The sequence below is a fragment of the Rhizobium oryzihabitans genome (assembly GCF_010669145.1).
In the GTDB taxonomy this organism is placed as follows: domain Bacteria; phylum Pseudomonadota; class Alphaproteobacteria; order Rhizobiales; family Rhizobiaceae; genus Agrobacterium; species Agrobacterium oryzihabitans.
This window is the reverse complement of record NZ_CP048632.1, coordinates 1,363,358-1,381,331: the sequence shown is the minus strand read 5'-3', so window position 1 is coordinate 1,381,331 and position 17,974 is coordinate 1,363,358. Positions and strand designations below refer to the sequence as shown.

Sequence of the window (17,974 nt, the reverse complement as noted above, 5' to 3'; positions counted from 1 at the left end):
ATTATGCCTCCTGTCAGGCCGCGAGCGAAAGCGCGTTGGAAATGAATTTCGTATCGACATACGAGTCGATGGTGATGCGCTCCATGACCGAAATCGGGTGGCATTCGAGCCGGTAATAGAACTTTCCGTCCGCGATCTGCTCGGCGGTGTTTTTCTGCCGGTCAAAACGGAAAGTGCCGCCGTAGATGGCAACGTCGGTCTTCGAGCGCAGATAGGCGTTCACGCCTTCTTCGGCCGCTTCGACGGTCATGGGCGAACCAAGGCGATCCACGTAATTCATCGTGTAGAAGATGATCGCCTCGTGGATCATGTCGAGGATGCGGCGGGCATGAATGAAGTTCTCGACATGAGACGAGGTCGGGAAAGCCGCCGAGCGGTTGCCAAAGACCCGGATGCCGGTCGCGAAGGATCGCATGGCGGTAACGATCCCGGCTTCGTTGAGGAAGTTGGTGTCGTTCTGGTAATCGGACGGATAGAAGTTGATCGGCACTTCCAGATCGACAACGCCCTTGATTTCGCGGTTGGACGGCGAATTCTGCCAGCCTTCGTTGAGATCGGTCGCGATGATGACGCCAGCCAGACGCGAAGACAGCGGATCGAGCCGCGTTTCCGCAGCCCCTGTCGTGTCTTCGATAACGACATGCGGATAGGTCAGCACGGTGCGGGCGCTGGAAGTGTTGGCCGTTCCAGTCACGCCGCGAGCCGCGACGGCCTGCTGTTTCGTCAGGCCAAGTGGAAGGTCGGCAATCGCCAAGGCATGCAGGCGGCTGGCAACCACGTCCATCTCGGCGCGAACCGTTGCGGCAGGCGAATAGCCAGGCGCGATGATGAGCTTCGGGAAATAGCCGAAATTGTTGTAGCACTCGTAGGCGCCCGAAAAACCGGAGGCGAGACCGGCAGGGGAAATCGTGCCGTTGATGTCAACGGTTGTCACCTTGGAGGGATCGGGGTTCGCGCCCTCTTTGTGAACGTCCGGATCGAAGACGTTGTTGACGATGATCGTGCCGCCGTCGCCCTGATCGAAGATCGCATCCAGTGCGGCCGGGATCGTGTAACCGGCCTTGTGTGCGCCGAACGCCGCCGCACCTTCCGCCCGCGAGCGGATGATAACGCGCTTGTTGATGTAGTCTTCCCGTGCCAGTGCAGTGGCATGCACGTCCTGAATGGGTGCCGTGCCGTTGACATAGGTGACGGCGGATTTCACGTCGCGAACGACTGTCACGCCGTCCTTATGTTCGATGACTTCGGGGCCGTGGTGGAAAGTTGCCGCCATGTTTTAGGCTCCTTCAGCGGATGCGTCGGCAGGCGCTGCATCATCCTTGCCGGTTTCGACAATGAGCAGCTTGCGGGCGATCAGGTTTTTGACGGTGTCGTTGTCTTCCGGCAGATCGGCGTAGGACGTGCCGGGAAAGAGCATGCGGGTGGTTCCGTCCGCTTCCAGCGGCGTGACCGGGCCACTGTAGCGATACGATTTGCGGTTCAAAGGCGTCTTGGCCATATCCTTCTTTCCTTCAGGGGGTTGCTGTTGCGGGCCGGATCGGCGGCTGGAGATGGTGGCGGGCGACAGCCGGGACCGGCAAGGAAATGCGGATTTCCCAGCGCCAGACGCCGTCTACCTCTTCAATGAGTTGGTCACGGGTCATGACGGCGGGGCCAGCACCGGCAAAGGAGCGGCCCTGCACGGCAAGGCGGATGTCCTCAAGGTGCGCGTAAGCGCCACCTTCGCCGCGCAAAGACCGGACCAGCAGCACGAGCGACCATTCCATGGCGCGGGCCTGTGCGGTGTTGGCGGGGCCTTTCGGGGCCACGTAACGGGAACCGGCATAGTGGACGAGCAGAGCAGCGGGCAGGTTCGAAAAATCGTAGAGCTTTGGATCGTTCGGGAAATTCTCAACCTTGCACTGGCCGGAGACGTTCTCCTTCAGGTGCGGCAGAAGCGCATCTTCGACCTGTTCGATGATGAGCGGCGGGCGGGCGGTGCGCAGAACCTCGCTCATGAATTCCACCCGTAGAGAATACCGGCAACGCGGGAGGGCGGGATAATGGCGTCAGCGCGGGTCGATCCGGCCTCACCGTTGATCGGTTCGCCAGCAATCGGAAGCTCGAATTTCCCCGTGGCGACGGCCTTGATGTTTGACATGGCGGCGTCATGGCGCTCACGCACGGTGGTTTCGACCTGTCCCTGTCCACCCGACTTGTCGCGCAGGCGGTAACGGGCAACGTCACCGATCAAGCCCTTGACGAGCTGAGGCGTGGTTTCGGGGGTGAGCGTTTCGATGACGGCGTAACGGGCGCGGGAATAACCGACAAGAATATCTTCGGCAAAGGTGATGGCGGTTTCGATCTTCGCCACGTCGAGCGTGCGACCGACCATATCGTTCAGATTACCGATGCCCGCGATCTGCGAGACTTCGGCAAGGCCGAACATCGTCGTAAATTCGTCAACCGTTAGAAAACGTGGCATCGGTCAAAAATCCATGGGTGAGAGTGAAAACGAGCGGGATGGATGTGGTGCACCATCCCGCTCGAAAGGCCCGGCTTGGGAGACTTCGGAACGGGCCTTATTTCGGGGTCTTGGGCGTCTTCGCCTTGTCTGCCGACTGCTCGGCAAGCTTCGCCAGTTCGGCCTGTGCGTCCGCCAGTTTGGTTTCCGCGTCGGCTTTGGCCTGTTTTTCGGTGGTGAGGTCAGTTTCGAGATCCGCGATCTTCTTGCGTGCCTCAACAAGCTGGCTGTCCTTGGCCTGAAGATCATTGACGGCAGTGCTGATCGCACTCTTTTCGCGATCCAGTTCATGCGTCAGATCGAAAATCCGGTTTTCGAGCGTTGCGGTATCGAGCAGATGATCCGCGTTCAGCACATCAATCCGGCCAGCGGCGGCATCTTCCACCGCCTTCTGGAAATCGCTCTCCAGAACTGTGTCGGTCATGTCGAGTGCATTGGAAAGCTGCTCGGCAAGTTCCGGATTGATGACGCCGGAGGCAGCGAGTTGGAGTGCCAGCGTCGGAGTGACGTAGACAGTCTTACCAACCGGTTCTCTAACGCCATGAACCTTGGCGGGGCCGGTGAGTGTGACGGAAATGGTGTTTTTGTCCATGATCGTCCCCTATCAGGCCGCAGCCGCGCCAGCGTTCTGGAAGAGGAAGCCGCCTTCCGGCCCTACGAGATACGGGCGGCGTTCGAACTTGGCAGGATAAACCCACGAGTCCGTGCTATCGTCCCAATAGGGCTTCTGAATGTGCGGATATCCCTTCAGCTCGTAGGTGTATCCGTAAGACGGAACGCGGAAATTGTTTCCCTTCTCCGGAACATAGGCGAGGATCGCATCATCGCCCCATACGTCGAGAGCCGGGTCTTCGTCTCCGGAGGTTTCCGGCAGGTAGACGGCCTTGCCGATAACGACGCGCTTCACGTCGAAAAAGGCCGCCAGCATTTCTTCCGTGATGCTCTCACGGCCGGTATATTTGAAATGCTCCTTGATCTTCGCATGCCGTTTGAGGGCAGCACCGGAGGTCGGGCCAAGAGCCAGCGTGTTTGGATAACGCCCGATAGAGCGACGAATGACTTCTTTCGCGTCCGAAATATCGGCTTCCGGGTCACTGAGAGAGGAGGACCAGCGATCAGTGCCGGCAAGAGCAACTTTGTTGCTGTTGCTGTAACCCGCCGCGTCACGCGCCATTTTTGCGCAATCGTATTCGAGGCCAAGGCCAGTAATGTCCAGAACCTCTTCGACAGCGCCCTGTCCAAGATCGATACCGGGGACGCTGTTGGCTTCTTCCAGATATTCTTCCGGAACCACGCCTTCCAGCGCGTCCTGGACAAGTGAAATCGGATCGGAACCGTAGCCCGGCTGAATGCGCTTCTTCTTGGCGCCGGGGGCGCGGCGAGTGTTGACGAGGCGAAACGCGCTCTTATCGAAGCGCAGCACCTTCATGGAGCGGTTGGGAACCGGAACCGCCGGGAAAAGAACCGGAGCGATAAATTCGAGGTTTCTGTAACCGCGAGCATGTGTCGAAAGGATTGGATCGACGACTGCGGCGGTACGCTGGTTGAGAGTATTGCTCATTCGGTTTTGTCCTAACGGATAACAACAAAGATGGTGACGAACTGGCCATCGGCCGCAGTCGTAAGAGCGCGGGCAAAGACGTTGGCGGAATTGGCAAGGGCGGTCTTGACCCCACCAGCCGCAGCGGAAATGAGTTTGTCGCCCTTGGCGATGGCACCACGCGCACGGACACGAACCGTGCCGATCATCATGCCCGCAACATCAAGCCCGACTTCGGTGGCCGGGTTCTGTGCGACAGCCTTCACGGGAGCGTCGTCGGCTGTAATCTTCGCGTCGTTGAAATCGACAAGATCATAGGCGGCAAAGACGGTCGTTGCGGTGATGGTCTCGCTGTAGATCGAATTGAAATACTGCATGTCGGAAAGCTCCTGTCAGGAAACGGCGCGCACGGCGTCGAGATAGGCGGTGCCGGGGTGCTGGCGCTGGTAGGCCTCCGCTTTGGCATGCAGCTCCATACCGTTGGGATCGACCTGCTTGCCGTCAGCGGAGAAGGAAGCGGGACGGCTTCCAGAACCGGGAACTTCCGGCATGTCGAAAGCACCAAACGAAACGATCTTCGGCTGCGCTGCCAGAATATCGCGGAGCGCCTTGGCGACGGGAACAGCGGTTTCACCGGCCGCGAACGAAACGGAGGTTTCGGCAGGCAGGGCGTCAAGGATCAAAACGACCCTGTCCTTGCTGTCGGGCAGAAGCTTGCCGTCAGACACGAGGCCCTCCGCAAACGAGACGTTTTCAGCATGGGCGGCGTCGGCTTCACGCTTCTTGATGCGCTCTTCACGCGCCTTCAGATCGGCTTCCTGAGCCGCAAAGGACGGATTGGGGTTAGGCACGGGGGCAGGCTCCTTCAAAGGGGGAACAACGGGGGCGGAAAATGACGGGCGGGAAACGGGCTGTTTTTCGATCTCGGTTTCAGAAAGCCATTCGAGGCGATAGGCGGGCAGCGCCTTGTCGGCATCTTCCATGCCGAATTTCTCGATGAGGAAATCACGCAGCGACCGCAGGATGCTGGAAGTCTCTTCGAAACCGCGTTCCCCGAAGGACGAGGCGAAGGTGGCGCTGCCTTCAGAAGAGGAAAAGGCGACGTTCTTCAGGCCGGAGACCGCCGGGGCCGCGCCGCCAAGAAAGCCGATATGTTTCGGGTACCATGTGCCGGGGGTCGGATTGGCCGCCTGATCAGGAGAAAACAGCTGAAGTGACACCTTCTTGTAGGTGCCTTTCTTGACCTCTTCGGCAAAGGCCGGGTTGATCTCGCTAACCGTCGCATAGAGGCGATTGGTTGTCGCGTCGAAATCGAAGCTTTCGGCCCATGCGAAAGCAGGCGCATCCGTGGAAGGGTGGCCGACGACAACAGGTGCTGGCGCGGTCTCATAATCGTAACCGTCCGCCATCGCCTTCAGGTCGGCGGCGGTATAGGTCAGCTCGGTGCCTTCCATCGACTTGAAAGTGCCGGGGCGGAAAACTTCGATACGGGCAGTGGCGGAAGCGGTGGTCATGTCGGCTCCAGAAATCATCTGAAGCGACCATGCGGCACGCTGAAAAAGAAAATGACCGGAACTCGGTTCCGGTCAGCAAGATTGGGTTTGCAGACAGACAATGCGCCATGTCGTGATTGGTTTCAAGCCCGGATCGCACCCGAATGCGGCAGCAAGGCCGCAACCGGCTCACAGCCGGTTTCTAACGCGTCTCTAACGCGGGGGTAACCCAAAATCGGTATGAGCGGACACCCGAAAGGCTTATGCGCACCAGCGGGCGAAAATTTCAAGGGCGTTATTCGACCTCCAGCCAGTCCTCCGCAATCTCAAAAATTCTAGTTTCATCGTCGGATGAAAGACCGAGATAGGGCCGCGCCGGGATGGTGACTTTTCGATTCCGGCCCGCTTCGCCCCCGAGCTGGTGAATGGCGGCATAGACCAGCGCCGAACCGATACGGACATCGTTCTGACTGGCGACCATGTTAATGGAGCCGCGCAAGGCTCCAGAAGCCCGCAAGATGGTGATCGGCGCATTGCCGTACTTTCTCATGCGCAGATCCCGCGTCACCAGCGACAATGTTTTCCAGCGGGAACCGTCCGGTGCGGTTTCGCTGTCGAAGCGTTCGTCTGTCGAATTCAGCAGATGCTCCCCGACATTCTTGTGAAACCCTTCGCGGTTCGTCATGCGCTCGACCAGCTCCGCCAGCTTCTCGCGCATATCCGCGTCGTTGATCGTGGTTTTGTAGCTGATGCCTGCCATTGGACTTTTCCGCTATCTGAGCCTATATTATCATTGTCAGTGAGCGAGACCGGCGATGGTCACGCCAGTTTGCTGGCACAAAGGCCGGATCGCTCCCGGCCTTTTACTTTTTCGGGCGCTTATAAATCAGCTTGCCGACGCGCCGTTTCTCCAGTGCTGCGAAATCCGCTTCACCCTTCTTGTCGGTAAAGTCGAAGCTGGTGACGGCCTCCCACGTCTTCTCCCCGATCTCGAAAACAATCTGCATGGCGGTTTTTGGATCGACGCGGATATAGCGCCGGTCCACGACCATGTCGCCGCTTTCGACCTTGCGGGCGACACCCATCCAGATTTCGTCCGGATCAAGAAGTGCCTCGGCCATCATCGACATGACACGATGCCGGTTCCGCTTCAGCGCCTTCAGCTCGCCATGGCGATTTCTGAAAAGCAGATCGGAGACCGGGATTTTCGTGCCGGATTTATCCTCGAACAACACGGCCCGGTCGATATCGGCCCCGAAGGGTTTGAGGAAGGCGCGAACATAATCTTCCGGCGTCTGGCCGTCCTTCAGCAGTTTCGCCTTGAAGGGTTTTGCCGCCTTGACGAGATCGGAGACCGGCTCCGGCGTGTCGATCGCGACGGCCATGCGTGGATTATCGAGCAGCTCGCGGCCCTCATCCATCAGGCTGGACGGCGTTAGACCACGTTCCCAGAGATCACCCGGCATATAATCCCAGCCGTAACCGATGCCCTGCGGCTGTTCGATCAGCGCGCCAGAGACGGGGTCGATCATCGGCATCATCAGATCGGCAGGCGCTTCATCCGGCACGTCCTTGCCCCGGCGCTTCAGATCGCGCAGAGAGAGCGATCGGACGCCGCAGGAGCAATACCAGTCGTTCGGCGGAAAGTGCGTTTTCCACCATGGATCATCATGGCGATAAATCCTGCCATGCAATGCCTCATGCGATGGCCGGGGGATTTTCGGCTTGCGGGTTTCGCCGTGCCGGTATTCCCAGAACGGCCGCAGCTTCAGCACGTCCGGATCGCGCATCTGCTTCAGGCGACCGGCCATATAGGAGGTGCGCATGTTGGTTTCGAAGATGATGCGGGTGCGCCAGCCGTATTCGCCCTTGTAGGTCCAGCCGTATTTCGAGACGATGCGGTCGAAGTCGTTGCGGAAATCCTGAAGGGTGCCGCCCTTTTCCATTATGTCAGCAATCGCCGTCTGGAAATCAGAAAGCATCGCCAGATCGGTGGCACCGGCGATGACGAAAGCGCGGTCGTGGGTACCGCGCATGGCATCGGTCCACACCTTGGTGGGCTTGCCGCGCTTCTGCCTGAAGAACTCTATCTGTTCCTTGAAAGGCTGGTTGAAAACATCGGCGTCGATAAAACTTTTCGCCTCGCCATCAAGGAAAACCGCTTCACGCCCCTGAAGGCTGGAAAGCTCCAGCGCGTCACCGATCAGTTTTCCTAACGCATCCGGAGACCATTTTGCGCCGAGCTGGAGAATGGCGCGGGCGACGGCCGGGAGATCGGCCGCAGTATCTACGGCGGTGCGGATGGCATTCAGGCGGCGCGTGAAATGTCCCGCCGTCAATTCCTCAACCCGGTCGGCAACATCACTGACCGGATCGGGATCGGCGGCAAATCCTACCGAGCTACGGAGTTTTTTTTTACGTCGACCGGCCCAAACAGGGCAGCGAATGCCGGGTTTTCGGCGGCGGCCTTGCGCAACAGCGCATCACGCTTGCCATGTTCCGAGAAGGCGAAGCGTGCGTCTACCAGCCGGTCGATGGCCGTTTCCGAAAGCGCATGCGTCAGTTCGAACGAAACGATGAACTCGCGGGCTGTATCGTCATCGTCCATCATGGCGGCCGATTTGAGGATTTCGACCAGCGCCGCATTTTCTGACGTGGCGGCTTCAGCCTTTGCCTTGCGGGTTTCGGCCTTGGCCTTTTCGTTGCTCGGACGCACGCGCCAGACGCGGGGCACGCCAGCGCCGGGGAAGTTATAATCAATCAGCCACTGCACGAGCTGCTCGTGGAACGTATCGGACAGATGGTCGGCATCGCTGTCCACCAGCAGGTCGAGAATATCGGCGTGGGTTTCTGCGGCGGCTTTCGAACCGTGAGAGCCGATGTCGGTTGTGAGGGTCTCGCCAAGGATGCAGATGGAAATCTGGCGGTCCCAATATTCCATCCATTCCCTGTAGCTGACCGATCCGGAGCGGGCCGCCTCCAGAAATTTTACATCCGCACCCTTCGGCACGGTGATGGCGGCGCTGGTCTGGATGCTGGCAAGCTTCTGCAGAAGCAGGTTCTGTTCGTCCGTCAGCATGCCATAGGGCGTTTCCGCAATGACGGTCGGGCCTGCGAACTTTTCGAGGAAATGCAGCCAGAATGCCACACCCTCACGCTTGAACAGGACCGCCCAGAAAAGCTGCGAACCGAGACCAAGGCCATATGGATTGTTGCCGACGACGCCATGGCGATGCACGATGAACTTGCGGTCAGGCAGTTCTTCGCCCTCGTTCATGTTCGTCCAGGTGAGCAGGCGAGGCCGCCAGTCATGGCCGAAAGCGAAGCGGCGCTGATCGTGTGTCACGATCTTTTCCGGCACGATGCGGTTGTTGTCACGCTTCCAGACGACTTCCGAAACGGAAAAACCCTTCAGGATCGCGCCGCCGGACAAGTCTTCGGAGATACGGTCGAAGGGCAACTTCTTCAGCGTCTTGCGCACGAAATCCGCCGCTTCCACATCCTGCGGCTTGTCGGAGGCCGCAACGCATTCCCATTCGCGGGCGACAAGATGCTTATTGCGCTTGGTGAGGATGGCACCGGCATGGGTGTCGCGCTTGATCTCGTCATAGATTTTGAGACCTTTGCCGCCGCCGCGCTGGATCAGCGTATCGTCGGCATGCTGAAGCGCGCCGCTGAAAAACGGGATGGTGATGTCGTTCGTCGCGTTAGCAATCAACGCACGGGCGTCTGCGGGCAGGTTCTTCCGCTCGGCTGCTGTCACCGCTTCCGCTGCAAAGGAGGCCGATTTCTGTTTTTTGCGACGGCTCATAGGCGATACCCTCCAAGTCTCTGCTGGCCGCTGTTCGCAGCCGTATTAATCCCGCCGCTCGCTCCGGCCGTGGCACCACCCGCATATTCGAGCGTGTGCTGCCAGAGCATGTCGAGGCAGTCCGGGCCGTCATCGTGATCGGCGTTCGGCCATTGTTGAAGCTGGTCGATCAGCGTCTGGTGTGTTTTGTTGAGGCGGATCAAACCGCCCGCGACGGGGGGCTGAAGCCGCTCGATGCGCAAATCCTTGTCCGCAATCGGCGTGACCGGCACGGCGGAAATTCCAACGCCCTGCCGTGCCGCCGTCGCCATCAGCGTGGTACGCAAAAATTCCTGAAACTGAACGGCTTCCACAAACCACAGCAGGCAGCGATATTGCCGCTGCATGGCGATGACATCGGAAATGATGATGTCAGGCAGACGGCGGCGGATGGACGCTTCCAGCAAATCCATGGTGCCATGCAGCCGGTTGAAGCCGCCGACAAGAATAGCGCTCGGATCGCGGCCATGGCCCTTTTTGCCAAGCGACGGGTCGATGCTGCCAAAATGGATAAGATCGGGCTGCTTTAATACCCAGAACGTCAAATCTTTGAACGGGCTGGCCTCGTTGATCGGCTTGTTCTGGTATTCGGTCGCGAAGCTGTCATGGTCGGACGCCCGTTCCAGCATGAGGAAGATAAGCGGCTGGATCGCGGGCCAGTTGACGATGGCACCGGCATCCATGTCCGCCTTGCGCTCGGCGTAGAATGCGCGGGCAGCGTCCTCGCCGTCATTCTGGTAGACTTCCTCGAACTGGTCCCAAAGGTCCATCCGGTCGGGAAACTGGATGACCGCCTGAAACTCGGCAACCCGCCAGACCGGCGATTTCGCGGCACGAACAAGAACGGCGTCATAATGAAGAACGGTCCCAACCCAGACCACGTCCATGGAACCGTCTGGCGGCCCCACCTTCAGAGCGGCGCGCTTGATCCATGTTTCCAGCTTCTTGCGCTGCTCGGGCGAACGCACCGCCTCGTCATTTTCCAGATCGTCAAAGAACATCAGGTCGGGACGATACGGGCCATGGCGACGGCCGCGCAGCTTCTGGTTCGCACCAAGCCCTTCGACACGGATATTGTTCTTGGTGACGATCTCGCCTTCACGCCAGACACGCCCCTGACCGGCAACTTCCGGAAAGTCATTGGCAAGGCGCGGGTTTTCCGTCAGCTCTGCCTTGATCGCCTCGATCAGCAGCGCCGCCTGCGCATAGACATCGCAGACTTCCAGAATATAGCGCTTGTAGCCAAGGCAGATGCAATAAAGCGCAAAACCGAGCGACAGGTGCGTGGATTTGGATGAACCGCGTGGCGCGATAAACAAATCTCTAACGCCCTTTTCGGAGGCGAGGATTTCCGGAACACGGGCAAAGATCGTCTTGTGAAACAGGCTGTGTTCGCCCTTCACATAATGCGGCAGGTAGGTCTCCAGAAAATACTGGAAGCCCGTTTCGGGAATTCTGACTTTAGCCAGGCGCTCGGCTTTGGCCTTCGGATCGGCCGCAAAGGCGGAAACCGACAGGTCCACCCAACGGGCAAGCTTGTCGGCTTCGCTTGATATCCAGTCGCGAAAATCCTTGTCGCTGACCTTCGCCTTCAGGACCGGTTTTTTCATCATGACGAAAAGGCGCTCGCGATCCTGTCACCGAACGGAACAAGGATTTCCTGCACCACGGAAATGTGCTGCGGGAACTGCTCCTGAACGAAGGCAATGAGGTGCTGGACAACCGACTGCGCCACGCCCAGCTCGGAGATTTTAGGTGCCAGCTTTCCAGCAGATGCGGTGACCTTCACCATGGCATCGCCCAGCGCCACCATGTGCTTGATCTTCTGATCAATGGAGAGGTCTTTGTTGTTCTTAACCTCGTCCAGCAGGGCCTGCGCCATGATGACGAAATCTTCGACAACCGATGACACGACAACGTCGAGACCTTCACCGGCAAGCACCGCGCCCGAACGGGCCATGTCCCAATCGTCGCCATCGGCCTTCGCCGCCGCCTTCCAGCGCCCGATAGTGGCCTGACTGACGTTCAGCGTCACGGCGATGGTGGCAAGCGTCATGCGCCGATAGACATAATCGGAGCGGGCCTTGCGGCGGGTTTCCATATCGTTAGCCACTCAAGCCGCCTTTCAGAATAAATGCCATGATGCCGCCAATGATCGCCGTGACGATCAGCCACGCGACCTTGCTGATTGAATTCTTGATTTCGATAAGGCTGGTCTGCATGCCAACGGCGCGGACCTCAGCAACGGCAGAATCGCGCTCCAGATCGGTGACGCGTTCGGCAAGGTTATCGATTTTGGTGTGCGCCTGATCGACTTTGGTGGCGATATGCGAAGGGAAGTCAAAGCCGTTCATCGGCGTCCTCTAATGGCGGCAGCAATTGCATTGAGACCGCCGCCGACAGCCTGAATACCGAAGAAGGAAAGAAGGATCGCGCCCTGCCACTCGTCAAAGGGCGCGGGAAATTTCGGGATTGCCCAGCCCAGCTTGAAACAGGTGTCGAGGGTGACGAGCAGGAGATGCAGCGCAAAGCACCCGGCGATGATCGCCGTGATAAGCCGCATTTCCCAGAAACCGGAAGACGCCAGCCGGATTTCTTTCGCGTTCCGGGCGGCGTCGATCTGACGGTTGACATCGGAAATAGCAGCATCGGCAATAAGCCGTTGCTGCTCGTTGTCCGCCTTCAGCCGCAGTTCATAGGCGCGGGTCAACGCACCCGCGAGATCACCGGAAAGCCATCGCAAAAGGGCAGCTGTCATCAAATCCCCTTGATACGATTGACGGACCAGCGGCCGGAACCGAACATGTAGAGCGCGCCGCCACCCATCAGCAGCAACAGCGCCGTGACGCCAAAGGCCCATGGATTGTTAACGCCGACAAGGGCAGACGTGGCGGCCGTGACAACAGTGCTGCCAATCAAGGTTTTGACCGAACCACTGGCGGAGGGTTTGACATCATCCGCCGTCGCCAGCGCATGATTGGCATCGGTTTCCTGAAGCGGAACGGAAGCGGCCTCAATGGCATCGAGAAAGTTCTTGTGATAGCCGGCGATAAGCTTCGCCTTGTCGGTGCCGTTGACGATACGGCGAGCGCCTACGGCATCATCGGACTTGTCGTTGAAATAGTCGGAGAGCTTTTTGCCGGTGAACAGGCCTTCGGCCATGCCGACGATGGCGATACGGGCGCTGATAGCCGGGTCCATGGCGAGCGAGGGATTACCGACCAAATCGACGCCAAGACGCTGCCCAAGGCGGTCGTAGTTGTCCTCATGGGTGATCTGGATATCACCACGGCCGAACCAGCCGTCACGCCAGTAAGGCAGCTTTACCGAACCGAGTTTGCCAGCCTTCCAAGCCGCTTCAAGACGGCTTTTCGCCTGCGCGTCGGATGTTGCGAAAGTTTCCCGCACGGGCTGCATGCGTCCGCCAGTTTCATGGAAAATCTGCGCGAGGATGTTTGCCAGCCAGCGGCGGTCGATCAGCTTGTAATATTCCCACTGCTCCAGAATGACGTTGATGCCGTCGATCTGGCTTTGCGTCAGACGGCCGCCGAACGGCGCACGGCGAATGTAGGAAAAGAAGGTGGTCTGGTTTTTGATCGTGGACATGTCGCCTCGCGGGTGCGGTTTGCAGTTGCGAGGACATTGGCAAGGTCACCAAAAGAAAATGACCGGAACTCGGTTCCGGTCAGGTGTTTTCGAAGAGATCGAACTGATTGCTTGGCGGAGCGTTGGCAACTTCGCGGACCCACCGCTGCGTGATGCCAAGGCGTCGGGCAATTTCCCCGCGGGACAGTCCCTCTGCCTCCAGTCGCCTGATATCGGCCTTCATACTGCGCGGCGGGCGGCAGTGCGGGACCGACAAAAGCGATCCGCCCATATATTTGCATACCTCATACCCATCCTCTTTGCCAAGAGCCAGAATGACGGCATGCTGATCGTGCGGGTTTTTCGGAAACTTGATTTCCATGCCGCCGTACGTCTGCACGATCTTTAACGCCAGACGCATGCCGATGGTTTCAGCGATTTCCTCAATGGATGCGGGCATCGGGCGGGCGTCGGTCATGCCAGCACCGCCCGACTGCCGGAAACCATATTCCGCAAAACCGATTGCATAACGATGAGTGCCGCTGCTACACGTTGAGCGTTAGAAACGGGGTTGTTTCCATGAAGCTGCTTATTGCCGCCATTTTGTCGTTCGCTACGCCTTTCGCGGCCCATGCTGGTACAGATTGGCAGAAAAAGGCGCTCTCCGCTGTCAAGGCAGAAAAGACCGTGCTGGACGCCAAATGGCGTATGCCGAGCCAAAACGTACTTTGGGTGGCAATGGCGGGAGACGGCAGCAGCAGGGATGGTTTTGCTGAATATCTGTGCGAGGTCATCACCGACACTGCCCCGGCTGGCGCGTTGAAGACCGTTTGGATTTACGACCCCGCATCCTACAAGGCTGGCGGTACGGCGATGGGAACGGCTGCTTGCAAGTGAGATCATATCTTGCCTGCCTTTCCACGCTTCTCCATCGACTTCAGCGCAGACACAATTGGCTCCGCCTGAGCCTGCGATAGAAAATCCACATCGACGACAATCTTGGCGTCTTCCGGCGAAACGAACCGCTTGCAGAAGGCGCTGAGCGCCTTCACCGAAGCGTCGTCAATCACGCCGAGCCGTGCGCATGATTTCCACAACGCGTGAATATAACGCGACCACGGCCGATTGGCGGTCGGGCGATGTTTTTCAAGCTTTCCCTTGGCCGATTTTCCCGGCTGCACCTTGAAGCCGAGACGTTTAAACTCATCCACCACGGCGATGCGCTGGCGCTCCGACATAGCGCGAAGCGATGAAATTCCCGTCACTCGGACCAGCAAAGCGCGGTACTCGGTTTCGTCCAGCTCGAACTGCGATTTAGCGACATTGATCATGGCGATGGTGTTCATGCCACACCTGCCATTTCGGCTTCAGCCATTGCCGCCAGTACGGATGCTGCGAAGAACACCGGCGTGAAAACACGGGCGTAAACAAATTTGACCGTCATACCCTGCTGTTCGGCAGCGATCCAATGTGCGTCACGGCTTTCGGCGTCGGTAAAAACGGCAGCAATCGATTCCGCTTTCGTAGGGCGGAAACTATGCGGCAGCAACGTTCCTTCAGGGCTGCAAAGAGCATACCCCTGTGCGAAGGAGGGAGGTATGAAGCGATCAGAGTTCATCGGCCGCCTCCAACTCTTGCGGGTGACAAGACATGGTGTGCTTGTCGCCGCGAAACAGTACCTGGACGTAATGACCGGCGCTGGCATTCTCTGGCATGATCGTGCCGATCCGACCCGTCACGGTGTGACGCACGAACTGATTGACGGTGACTTCCACGCCGTAATAGTTGCGGATGTAATCGTAGCTCACGCAGCACCTGCCGTTTCCAGCTTGGGGCGGCGGCTGTCCGCCCAAGCCCTGAAGGCATCGAACTGGCAACGCGAGCAGGGGCGCATTTCGCCCTCAATGATGCTTTTCACCTTGCCGCTGCTATCGCAGCAACGGCACTTCAGCTTGACTGGCTCTGTCATTCCGCACCGCCTTGCTCGACAGAGACCAGAGCGGCTCTGGCGGTATGACCGGCAGCATTGTTTAGCACCATGGCGATGTTCGCCACGAGCAACGCAACGATTTCATCCGGCATGACGCCAGCAGAGTCGACGGTAAGAAGCTCTTCTCCGTCCGCATCCAGCAGGACGCCCATATCCTGCTGAGAGCAGGCTAGCGGAAAAGCGATGCCCAACTCCCCCATTGCTTGTGAGAAAGCTTCAGGCGTCGTGGGGTTCTCTACACGAGTTTCTCTCATCCCTCTTGCCTCACTGAACCGTTGAAATTTCGAGTTCGAGCGGCTCTATTGCGAACACCTCGCCCTCCGATTTGATCGTGACGCCCGCGACAGTGCGCGCCTTGTCTGGATCGTTCAGCATGGCCTCCTTATTGATTTCCTCTTTCTCGCGGATGAACGCCTTCAGACCGAGAGACTTGAGAGCCTCTATGACGGCTTCAGCGCCACGGATGGAGACACTGGCAGGAAGCGAGCGCCACCGGACGGTGCCGGTGCCGAAGTCGTGGAACTTCACCTTTTCGTTGTTGGTGAGGATCACGCGATTGGCTTCGCACCATGCTTGCACACCGCGCTCGTGCTCCGCCAGCTCGGCAGCAAAATCGGCAGTATCGGCTTCGAACTTTTCGCCGATCATCCTGATTGCTTCGTCCGCTAACGCCGTTTTGGCGGCAATCTCGCGGCGCAGCGTGCCGACACGGCCAACTGCCCAGATAGCGCCCTCGCGGGTCTGCGGAACGCGGGAGATGGCTTTGGATTTCTTTTTCAGTGCAGATTTCATGTGGAATGGACCTCGTATCAGGCGGTTTCAGTAGGATTGCTGGAAGGATTGGCCTTGCGGGCGCTGGCGAAGGCGGAAAGGGACACCACCTTCTCCGAAAGCAGCGGGCGCAGATCGACCGGTGCATCTGGCGTCGGATAAAGCGTGGCCTCCATGTCTTTCGCGTGCGCTTCGCAGGATGAAAGAAGGCAGGCGATATGCCCCGCCACATCGGGCGGCACGGCAACGCGGCCGTTATCGTAAGAAATCAGATGGTTCTTCAGGAGAGACAGGAGGGCCGAAAGCTTCAGCATCTTTAGGTTCCTTTCAGTGGTCGGAAACAAGGGCGATGGAAGAAAGAAGCTGACCGTTGAGCGGCACATGCGGGCGGCCGGTCAGATATTCGATGGTCATTTCCATGTGCTTCGCCTCCATTTCGATGAGGCGAAGCGTTAGAAAAAGCTCCGGGGCATCCAGTCCGCTAACGAGCGGCAACAGTCGGTCGCGCAGCTGCGCGGCGGCGTCAGACAGCATTTGCGGCCTCCGGCTTCTTCTGGTTTCTCGGGTTCTGCGGGCATGACTGGCACGCCAGCCACTGCTTGAGCTTGACGGGATCGCTTTTCGCCATCGGTGCGGTGCGGTGGCTTTCGCAAGTGCCGGGGGCGATGGCGTCACGAACATGCGGGCACCAAACCTGCTGCCCGTAGAGCGCCATAACCTTGTGCGCGATCTTCGCCTGCACCTTGTTCATGCCCGCGCTGTATGTGCCGGAGCAAAGCAGCGAGATCGCGGTGCGGGACACGCCCAACTCGTCACCGATCTGCTTTTTCGTGCGGTCAGGCTTGGCAGCTTCGGCGCGCAGAACGTCCAGCCATGCGGGATCGACAAGAGGCATCAGGCTTGCTTGGCGCATGGCATGGCCTCTCTGATGTTAGGATCGTAGACGCTGCCATCGACACTGCTGACGACAGGGGCAAGCAATCCAGAATTGCGGCTAAGCCGGTAGCGCATCTGGCCTTTCGGACCTCGCGGCAATTCGATGAGGTAACCCGCCCGTTTCAAGGCAAGCAGATATTTTCCGGCTTCCACTTCCGGCCGCTTCAAGGGCCAGTTCGCCGCCATGACAAGCTCCGCTGCCATGAAAGTCCCGGACATCCGCATGACGGCCCAAAGGCGCTGGCGAAAACTGTCGGACGGTGGCGCTGCGGGACGCACCGGCTGCACCGGCGTCGGAACAACGCCGGTACGTTTCGCCTTTTGCCCTGCGGCGGTGAGCTGATAGCACCCCATCTTGCGGCGCTCGATCAGAGCGACCGTCACCATCTTGGCCGTGACGCGGGCAAGCTGTGTCCGCGTCAGGCCGGATTTTTCCTCAAGCGCATCCAGCGTCAGGCATGCGGTGCCGTCGAGCGCCTCAAAAATGCGGTCAAAATGCAGGGTCGAACTATCCCGTTGCATCATGCAAACTCCGGGACATGGATGGGCTTGCTGGTACGCCGGTCGCTGAGAACCTTCAGACCCGCCATATCGGCCACGGTCACGCCTGCCGGGCCGGGATCGGCGCGCAGGCCGAATTTCTCGATGTTGGCGATGGCTTCCAGAACCTCGCGGTTAAAGCCCTGCGAAACCTTCAGCACGAAATCAATGAGGCAATCTGCCACCTTCACTTCGCATTTGCGGTCGATCAGCAGCCGGATATCCTCGCGACTGGCCTTCTGAAATTTGACGCGCTGGCTAATGCGGCTGGAAATCTGCGGGAAGCGGGAAATATTGTCGTTGATCTTGCCCATGCCCACGAGGATGACGGGCATCTCCAGCATGTCAGAAATGTCACGCACGGTTTCGAGCAAGGCTTCCTTGGTCGAGATATGGTCCGCCTCGTCAATGACGAGACCGAAGGTGCGCTTGGACATCAGGGCAGCGGAATGGCGGCTGCCAAGCTCGCGCAGGATGGTTTCGTACTTTTTCTCGATGCTGTAGGGCGGCTTGACGGGCAGCGCTTCCAGCAGCTCGTTCATCATCCACCCCGATTTCCATTCCTTTTTGGCGCGCAGATAGACCCAGCCGCTTTGGGCCACCCAATTCTTGAGCGTCGTGGTTTTGCCCAAGCCGGGTTCGCCATCGACCACGGCAAGGCAAGCCTCCTGCGCGCCGCGATCTTCCAGAGCCGACAACGCCGAAAGAAAGCGCTTCACGTTGCTGGTCTCGACAAATGTATTTTTCATGCGTATTTTTCCTCGTG

The 17,974-nt window shown here is 58.8% G+C and carries 29 protein-coding genes; 1 reads left to right on the top strand and 28 read right to left on the bottom strand.

All coding sequences use genetic code 11. The features are described from left to right. Positions 1–13: 13 nt before the first annotated feature. The 17 genes from G3A56_RS07340 to G3A56_RS07260 form a co-directional block, all read right to left on the bottom strand. Positions 14–1,273 carry a phage tail sheath family protein gene (locus G3A56_RS07340; protein WP_003491974.1) on the bottom strand — a complete coding sequence of 420 codons (1,260 nt, stop codon included), beginning with the start codon at positions 1,271–1,273 and terminating at the stop codon, positions 14–16. A 3-nt stretch (positions 1,274–1,276) separates the two neighbouring features. Further along, the gene (locus G3A56_RS07335) at positions 1,277–1,498 is read right to left on the bottom strand and encodes a hypothetical protein (protein ID WP_003491976.1); all 222 of its coding nucleotides are present in this window, start codon (positions 1,496–1,498) and stop codon (positions 1,277–1,279) included. A gap of 13 nt (positions 1,499–1,511) precedes the next feature. After that, positions 1,512–1,997, bottom strand: coding sequence for a Gp37 family protein (locus G3A56_RS07330; RefSeq protein ID WP_035241010.1), 486 nt, complete (start codon positions 1,995–1,997; stop codon positions 1,512–1,514). Then, positions 1,994–2,464 carry a phage protein Gp36 family protein gene (locus G3A56_RS07325; RefSeq protein WP_003491981.1) on the bottom strand — a complete coding sequence of 157 codons (471 nt, stop codon included), beginning with the start codon at positions 2,462–2,464 and terminating at the stop codon, positions 1,994–1,996. Before G3A56_RS07325 ends, G3A56_RS07330 begins: the two co-directional genes overlap by 4 nt. A gap of 97 nt (positions 2,465–2,561) precedes the next feature. Then, positions 2,562–3,095 (bottom strand): hypothetical protein, encoded by a 534-nt coding sequence (locus G3A56_RS07320; protein ID WP_003491984.1) that lies wholly within the window; start codon positions 3,093–3,095, stop codon positions 2,562–2,564. Positions 3,096–3,107: 12 nt separating this feature from the next. Next, a complete protein-coding gene (locus tag G3A56_RS07315) occupies positions 3,108–4,064 on the bottom strand; it encodes a major capsid protein (RefSeq protein ID WP_003491987.1) in 957 nt (318 codons plus the stop codon). Between the two features lie 11 nt (positions 4,065–4,075). Further along, entirely contained in the window at positions 4,076–4,420 is a 345-nt protein-coding gene (locus tag G3A56_RS07310) for a capsid cement protein (RefSeq protein ID WP_003491989.1), read from the bottom strand. A gap of 15 nt (positions 4,421–4,435) precedes the next feature. Then, positions 4,436–5,557 carry a hypothetical protein gene (locus G3A56_RS07305; protein WP_139009042.1) on the bottom strand — a complete coding sequence of 374 codons (1,122 nt, stop codon included), beginning with the start codon at positions 5,555–5,557 and terminating at the stop codon, positions 4,436–4,438. Between the two features lie 274 nt (positions 5,558–5,831). After that, positions 5,832–6,296 (bottom strand): phage virion morphogenesis protein, encoded by a 465-nt coding sequence (locus tag G3A56_RS07300; protein ID WP_003491993.1) that lies wholly within the window; start codon positions 6,294–6,296, stop codon positions 5,832–5,834. Positions 6,297–6,399: 103 nt separating this feature from the next. After that, the gene (locus G3A56_RS07295; protein ID WP_003491995.1) at positions 6,400–7,875 is read right to left on the bottom strand and encodes a PBECR2 nuclease fold domain-containing protein; all 1,476 of its coding nucleotides are present in this window, start codon (positions 7,873–7,875) and stop codon (positions 6,400–6,402) included. 53 nt (positions 7,876–7,928) lie between these two features. Then, positions 7,929–9,347 (bottom strand): phage portal protein family protein, encoded by a 1,419-nt coding sequence (locus tag G3A56_RS07290; RefSeq protein WP_003491996.1) that lies wholly within the window; start codon positions 9,345–9,347, stop codon positions 7,929–7,931. After that, positions 9,344–10,999 (bottom strand): phage terminase large subunit, encoded by a 1,656-nt coding sequence (gene terL, locus G3A56_RS07285; protein WP_003491999.1) that lies wholly within the window; start codon positions 10,997–10,999, stop codon positions 9,344–9,346. The genes G3A56_RS07290 and terL overlap by 4 nt, the downstream gene beginning before the upstream one ends. Next, positions 10,996–11,499 carry a DUF1804 family protein gene (locus G3A56_RS07280; RefSeq protein ID WP_035241014.1) on the bottom strand — a complete coding sequence of 168 codons (504 nt, stop codon included), beginning with the start codon at positions 11,497–11,499 and terminating at the stop codon, positions 10,996–10,998. Before G3A56_RS07280 ends, terL begins: the two co-directional genes overlap by 4 nt. Further along, positions 11,492–11,740, bottom strand: a complete 249-nt coding sequence (locus G3A56_RS07275; RefSeq protein ID WP_003492004.1) for a hemolysin XhlA family protein — start codon at positions 11,738–11,740, stop codon at positions 11,492–11,494. The genes G3A56_RS07280 and G3A56_RS07275 overlap by 8 nt, the downstream gene beginning before the upstream one ends. Further along, a complete protein-coding gene (locus tag G3A56_RS07270; RefSeq protein ID WP_003492006.1) occupies positions 11,737–12,144 on the bottom strand; it encodes a hypothetical protein in 408 nt (135 codons plus the stop codon). Before G3A56_RS07270 ends, G3A56_RS07275 begins: the two co-directional genes overlap by 4 nt. Beyond that, positions 12,144–12,992, bottom strand: a complete 849-nt coding sequence (locus G3A56_RS07265; RefSeq protein WP_003492008.1) for a glycoside hydrolase family 19 protein — start codon at positions 12,990–12,992, stop codon at positions 12,144–12,146. Before G3A56_RS07265 ends, G3A56_RS07270 begins: the two co-directional genes overlap by 1 nt. Before the next feature lie 79 nt (positions 12,993–13,071). Next, the gene (locus G3A56_RS07260) at positions 13,072–13,449 is read right to left on the bottom strand and encodes a helix-turn-helix domain-containing protein (RefSeq protein ID WP_003492010.1); all 378 of its coding nucleotides are present in this window, start codon (positions 13,447–13,449) and stop codon (positions 13,072–13,074) included. Positions 13,450–13,550: 101 nt separating this feature from the next. Here G3A56_RS07260 and G3A56_RS07255 point away from each other — a divergent pair, with 101 nt between their 5' ends. Beyond that, on the top strand, positions 13,551–13,868 hold the full coding sequence (locus G3A56_RS07255; RefSeq protein WP_003492012.1) for a hypothetical protein: 318 nt from the start codon (positions 13,551–13,553) through the stop codon (positions 13,866–13,868). A gap of 2 nt (positions 13,869–13,870) precedes the next feature. Here G3A56_RS07255 and G3A56_RS07250 read toward each other — a convergent pair whose 3' ends face one another. Genes G3A56_RS07250 through G3A56_RS07200 form a run of 11 tightly spaced genes read right to left on the bottom strand, consistent with a single transcriptional unit; the run spans position 13,871 to position 17,957 of the window. Then, the gene (locus G3A56_RS07250) at positions 13,871–14,317 is read right to left on the bottom strand and encodes a regulatory protein GemA (protein WP_003492014.1); all 447 of its coding nucleotides are present in this window, start codon (positions 14,315–14,317) and stop codon (positions 13,871–13,873) included. Next, positions 14,314–14,589 (bottom strand): hypothetical protein, encoded by a 276-nt coding sequence (locus G3A56_RS07245; RefSeq protein ID WP_035241017.1) that lies wholly within the window; start codon positions 14,587–14,589, stop codon positions 14,314–14,316. Before G3A56_RS07245 ends, G3A56_RS07250 begins: the two co-directional genes overlap by 4 nt. Continuing rightward, positions 14,579–14,779, bottom strand: a complete 201-nt coding sequence (locus G3A56_RS07240) for a hypothetical protein (protein WP_003492019.1) — start codon at positions 14,777–14,779, stop codon at positions 14,579–14,581. The genes G3A56_RS07245 and G3A56_RS07240 overlap by 11 nt, the downstream gene beginning before the upstream one ends. Continuing rightward, a complete protein-coding gene (locus G3A56_RS07235) occupies positions 14,776–14,940 on the bottom strand; it encodes a hypothetical protein (RefSeq protein WP_158001514.1) in 165 nt (54 codons plus the stop codon). Before G3A56_RS07235 ends, G3A56_RS07240 begins: the two co-directional genes overlap by 4 nt. Then, positions 14,937–15,215: a hypothetical protein gene (locus G3A56_RS07230; protein WP_035241019.1), complete on the bottom strand. Its 279-nt coding sequence runs from the start codon at positions 15,213–15,215 to the stop codon at positions 14,937–14,939. The genes G3A56_RS07235 and G3A56_RS07230 overlap by 4 nt, the downstream gene beginning before the upstream one ends. Positions 15,216–15,225: 10 nt before the next feature. Further along, a complete protein-coding gene (locus G3A56_RS07225) occupies positions 15,226–15,753 on the bottom strand; it encodes a host-nuclease inhibitor Gam family protein (protein WP_164056227.1) in 528 nt (175 codons plus the stop codon). 17 nt (positions 15,754–15,770) lie between these two features. After that, positions 15,771–16,046, bottom strand: coding sequence for a hypothetical protein (locus G3A56_RS07220; protein WP_003492026.1), 276 nt, complete (start codon positions 16,044–16,046; stop codon positions 15,771–15,773). A gap of 13 nt (positions 16,047–16,059) precedes the next feature. Continuing rightward, positions 16,060–16,266: a hypothetical protein gene (locus tag G3A56_RS07215; protein WP_003492029.1), complete on the bottom strand. Its 207-nt coding sequence runs from the start codon at positions 16,264–16,266 to the stop codon at positions 16,060–16,062. Continuing rightward, positions 16,256–16,645: a MarR family transcriptional regulator gene (locus G3A56_RS07210; protein ID WP_035241022.1), complete on the bottom strand. Its 390-nt coding sequence runs from the start codon at positions 16,643–16,645 to the stop codon at positions 16,256–16,258. The genes G3A56_RS07215 and G3A56_RS07210 overlap by 11 nt, the downstream gene beginning before the upstream one ends. Further along, positions 16,627–17,193: a hypothetical protein gene (locus G3A56_RS07205; RefSeq protein ID WP_003492034.1), complete on the bottom strand. Its 567-nt coding sequence runs from the start codon at positions 17,191–17,193 to the stop codon at positions 16,627–16,629. The genes G3A56_RS07210 and G3A56_RS07205 overlap by 19 nt, the downstream gene beginning before the upstream one ends. Then, positions 17,190–17,957 (bottom strand): AAA family ATPase, encoded by a 768-nt coding sequence (locus G3A56_RS07200; RefSeq protein ID WP_003492037.1) that lies wholly within the window; start codon positions 17,955–17,957, stop codon positions 17,190–17,192. The genes G3A56_RS07205 and G3A56_RS07200 overlap by 4 nt, the downstream gene beginning before the upstream one ends. Positions 17,958–17,974 lie beyond the last annotated feature (17 nt).

Bases quoted from the DNA above. Each gene is read 5' to 3' on its own strand.
- G3A56_RS07340 (WP_003491974.1), bottom strand. From the start codon at position 1,273: ATGGCGGCAACTTTCCACCACGGCCCCGAAGTCATCGAACATAAGGAC.
- G3A56_RS07335 (WP_003491976.1), bottom strand. From the start codon at position 1,498: ATGGCCAAGACGCCTTTGAACCGCAAATCGTATCGCTACAGTGGCCCG.
- G3A56_RS07330 (WP_035241010.1), bottom strand. From the start codon at position 1,997: ATGAGCGAGGTTCTGCGCACCGCCCGCCCGCCGCTCATCATCGAACAG.
- G3A56_RS07325 (WP_003491981.1), bottom strand. From the start codon at position 2,464: ATGCCACGTTTTCTAACGGTTGACGAATTTACGACGATGTTCGGCCTT.
- G3A56_RS07320 (WP_003491984.1), bottom strand. From the start codon at position 3,095: ATGGACAAAAACACCATTTCCGTCACACTCACCGGCCCCGCCAAGGTT.
- G3A56_RS07315 (WP_003491987.1), bottom strand. From the start codon at position 4,064: ATGAGCAATACTCTCAACCAGCGTACCGCCGCAGTCGTCGATCCAATC.
- G3A56_RS07310 (WP_003491989.1), bottom strand. From the start codon at position 4,420: ATGCAGTATTTCAATTCGATCTACAGCGAGACCATCACCGCAACGACC.
- G3A56_RS07305 (WP_139009042.1), bottom strand. From the start codon at position 5,557: ATGACCACCGCTTCCGCCACTGCCCGTATCGAAGTTTTCCGCCCCGGC.
- G3A56_RS07300 (WP_003491993.1), bottom strand. From the start codon at position 6,296: ATGGCAGGCATCAGCTACAAAACCACGATCAACGACGCGGATATGCGC.
- G3A56_RS07290 (WP_003491996.1), bottom strand. From the start codon at position 9,347: ATGAGCCGTCGCAAAAAACAGAAATCGGCCTCCTTTGCAGCGGAAGCG.
- terL (WP_003491999.1), bottom strand. From the start codon at position 10,999: ATGATGAAAAAACCGGTCCTGAAGGCGAAGGTCAGCGACAAGGATTTT.
- G3A56_RS07275 (WP_003492004.1), bottom strand. From the start codon at position 11,740: ATGAACGGCTTTGACTTCCCTTCGCATATCGCCACCAAAGTCGATCAG.
- G3A56_RS07270 (WP_003492006.1), bottom strand. From the start codon at position 12,144: ATGACAGCTGCCCTTTTGCGATGGCTTTCCGGTGATCTCGCGGGTGCG.
- G3A56_RS07265 (WP_003492008.1), bottom strand. From the start codon at position 12,992: ATGTCCACGATCAAAAACCAGACCACCTTCTTTTCCTACATTCGCCGT.
- G3A56_RS07260 (WP_003492010.1), bottom strand. From the start codon at position 13,449: ATGACCGACGCCCGCCCGATGCCCGCATCCATTGAGGAAATCGCTGAA.
- G3A56_RS07255 (WP_003492012.1), top strand. From the start codon at position 13,551: ATGAAGCTGCTTATTGCCGCCATTTTGTCGTTCGCTACGCCTTTCGCG.
- G3A56_RS07250 (WP_003492014.1), bottom strand. From the start codon at position 14,317: ATGAACACCATCGCCATGATCAATGTCGCTAAATCGCAGTTCGAGCTG.
- G3A56_RS07245 (WP_035241017.1), bottom strand. From the start codon at position 14,589: ATGAACTCTGATCGCTTCATACCTCCCTCCTTCGCACAGGGGTATGCT.
- G3A56_RS07235 (WP_158001514.1), bottom strand. From the start codon at position 14,940: ATGACAGAGCCAGTCAAGCTGAAGTGCCGTTGCTGCGATAGCAGCGGC.
- G3A56_RS07230 (WP_035241019.1), bottom strand. From the start codon at position 15,215: ATGAGAGAAACTCGTGTAGAGAACCCCACGACGCCTGAAGCTTTCTCA.
- G3A56_RS07225 (WP_164056227.1), bottom strand. From the start codon at position 15,753: ATGAAATCTGCACTGAAAAAGAAATCCAAAGCCATCTCCCGCGTTCCG.
- G3A56_RS07220 (WP_003492026.1), bottom strand. From the start codon at position 16,046: ATGCTGAAGCTTTCGGCCCTCCTGTCTCTCCTGAAGAACCATCTGATT.
- G3A56_RS07215 (WP_003492029.1), bottom strand. From the start codon at position 16,266: ATGCTGTCTGACGCCGCCGCGCAGCTGCGCGACCGACTGTTGCCGCTC.
- G3A56_RS07210 (WP_035241022.1), bottom strand. From the start codon at position 16,645: ATGCGCCAAGCAAGCCTGATGCCTCTTGTCGATCCCGCATGGCTGGAC.
- G3A56_RS07205 (WP_003492034.1), bottom strand. From the start codon at position 17,193: ATGATGCAACGGGATAGTTCGACCCTGCATTTTGACCGCATTTTTGAG.
- G3A56_RS07200 (WP_003492037.1), bottom strand. From the start codon at position 17,957: ATGAAAAATACATTTGTCGAGACCAGCAACGTGAAGCGCTTTCTTTCG.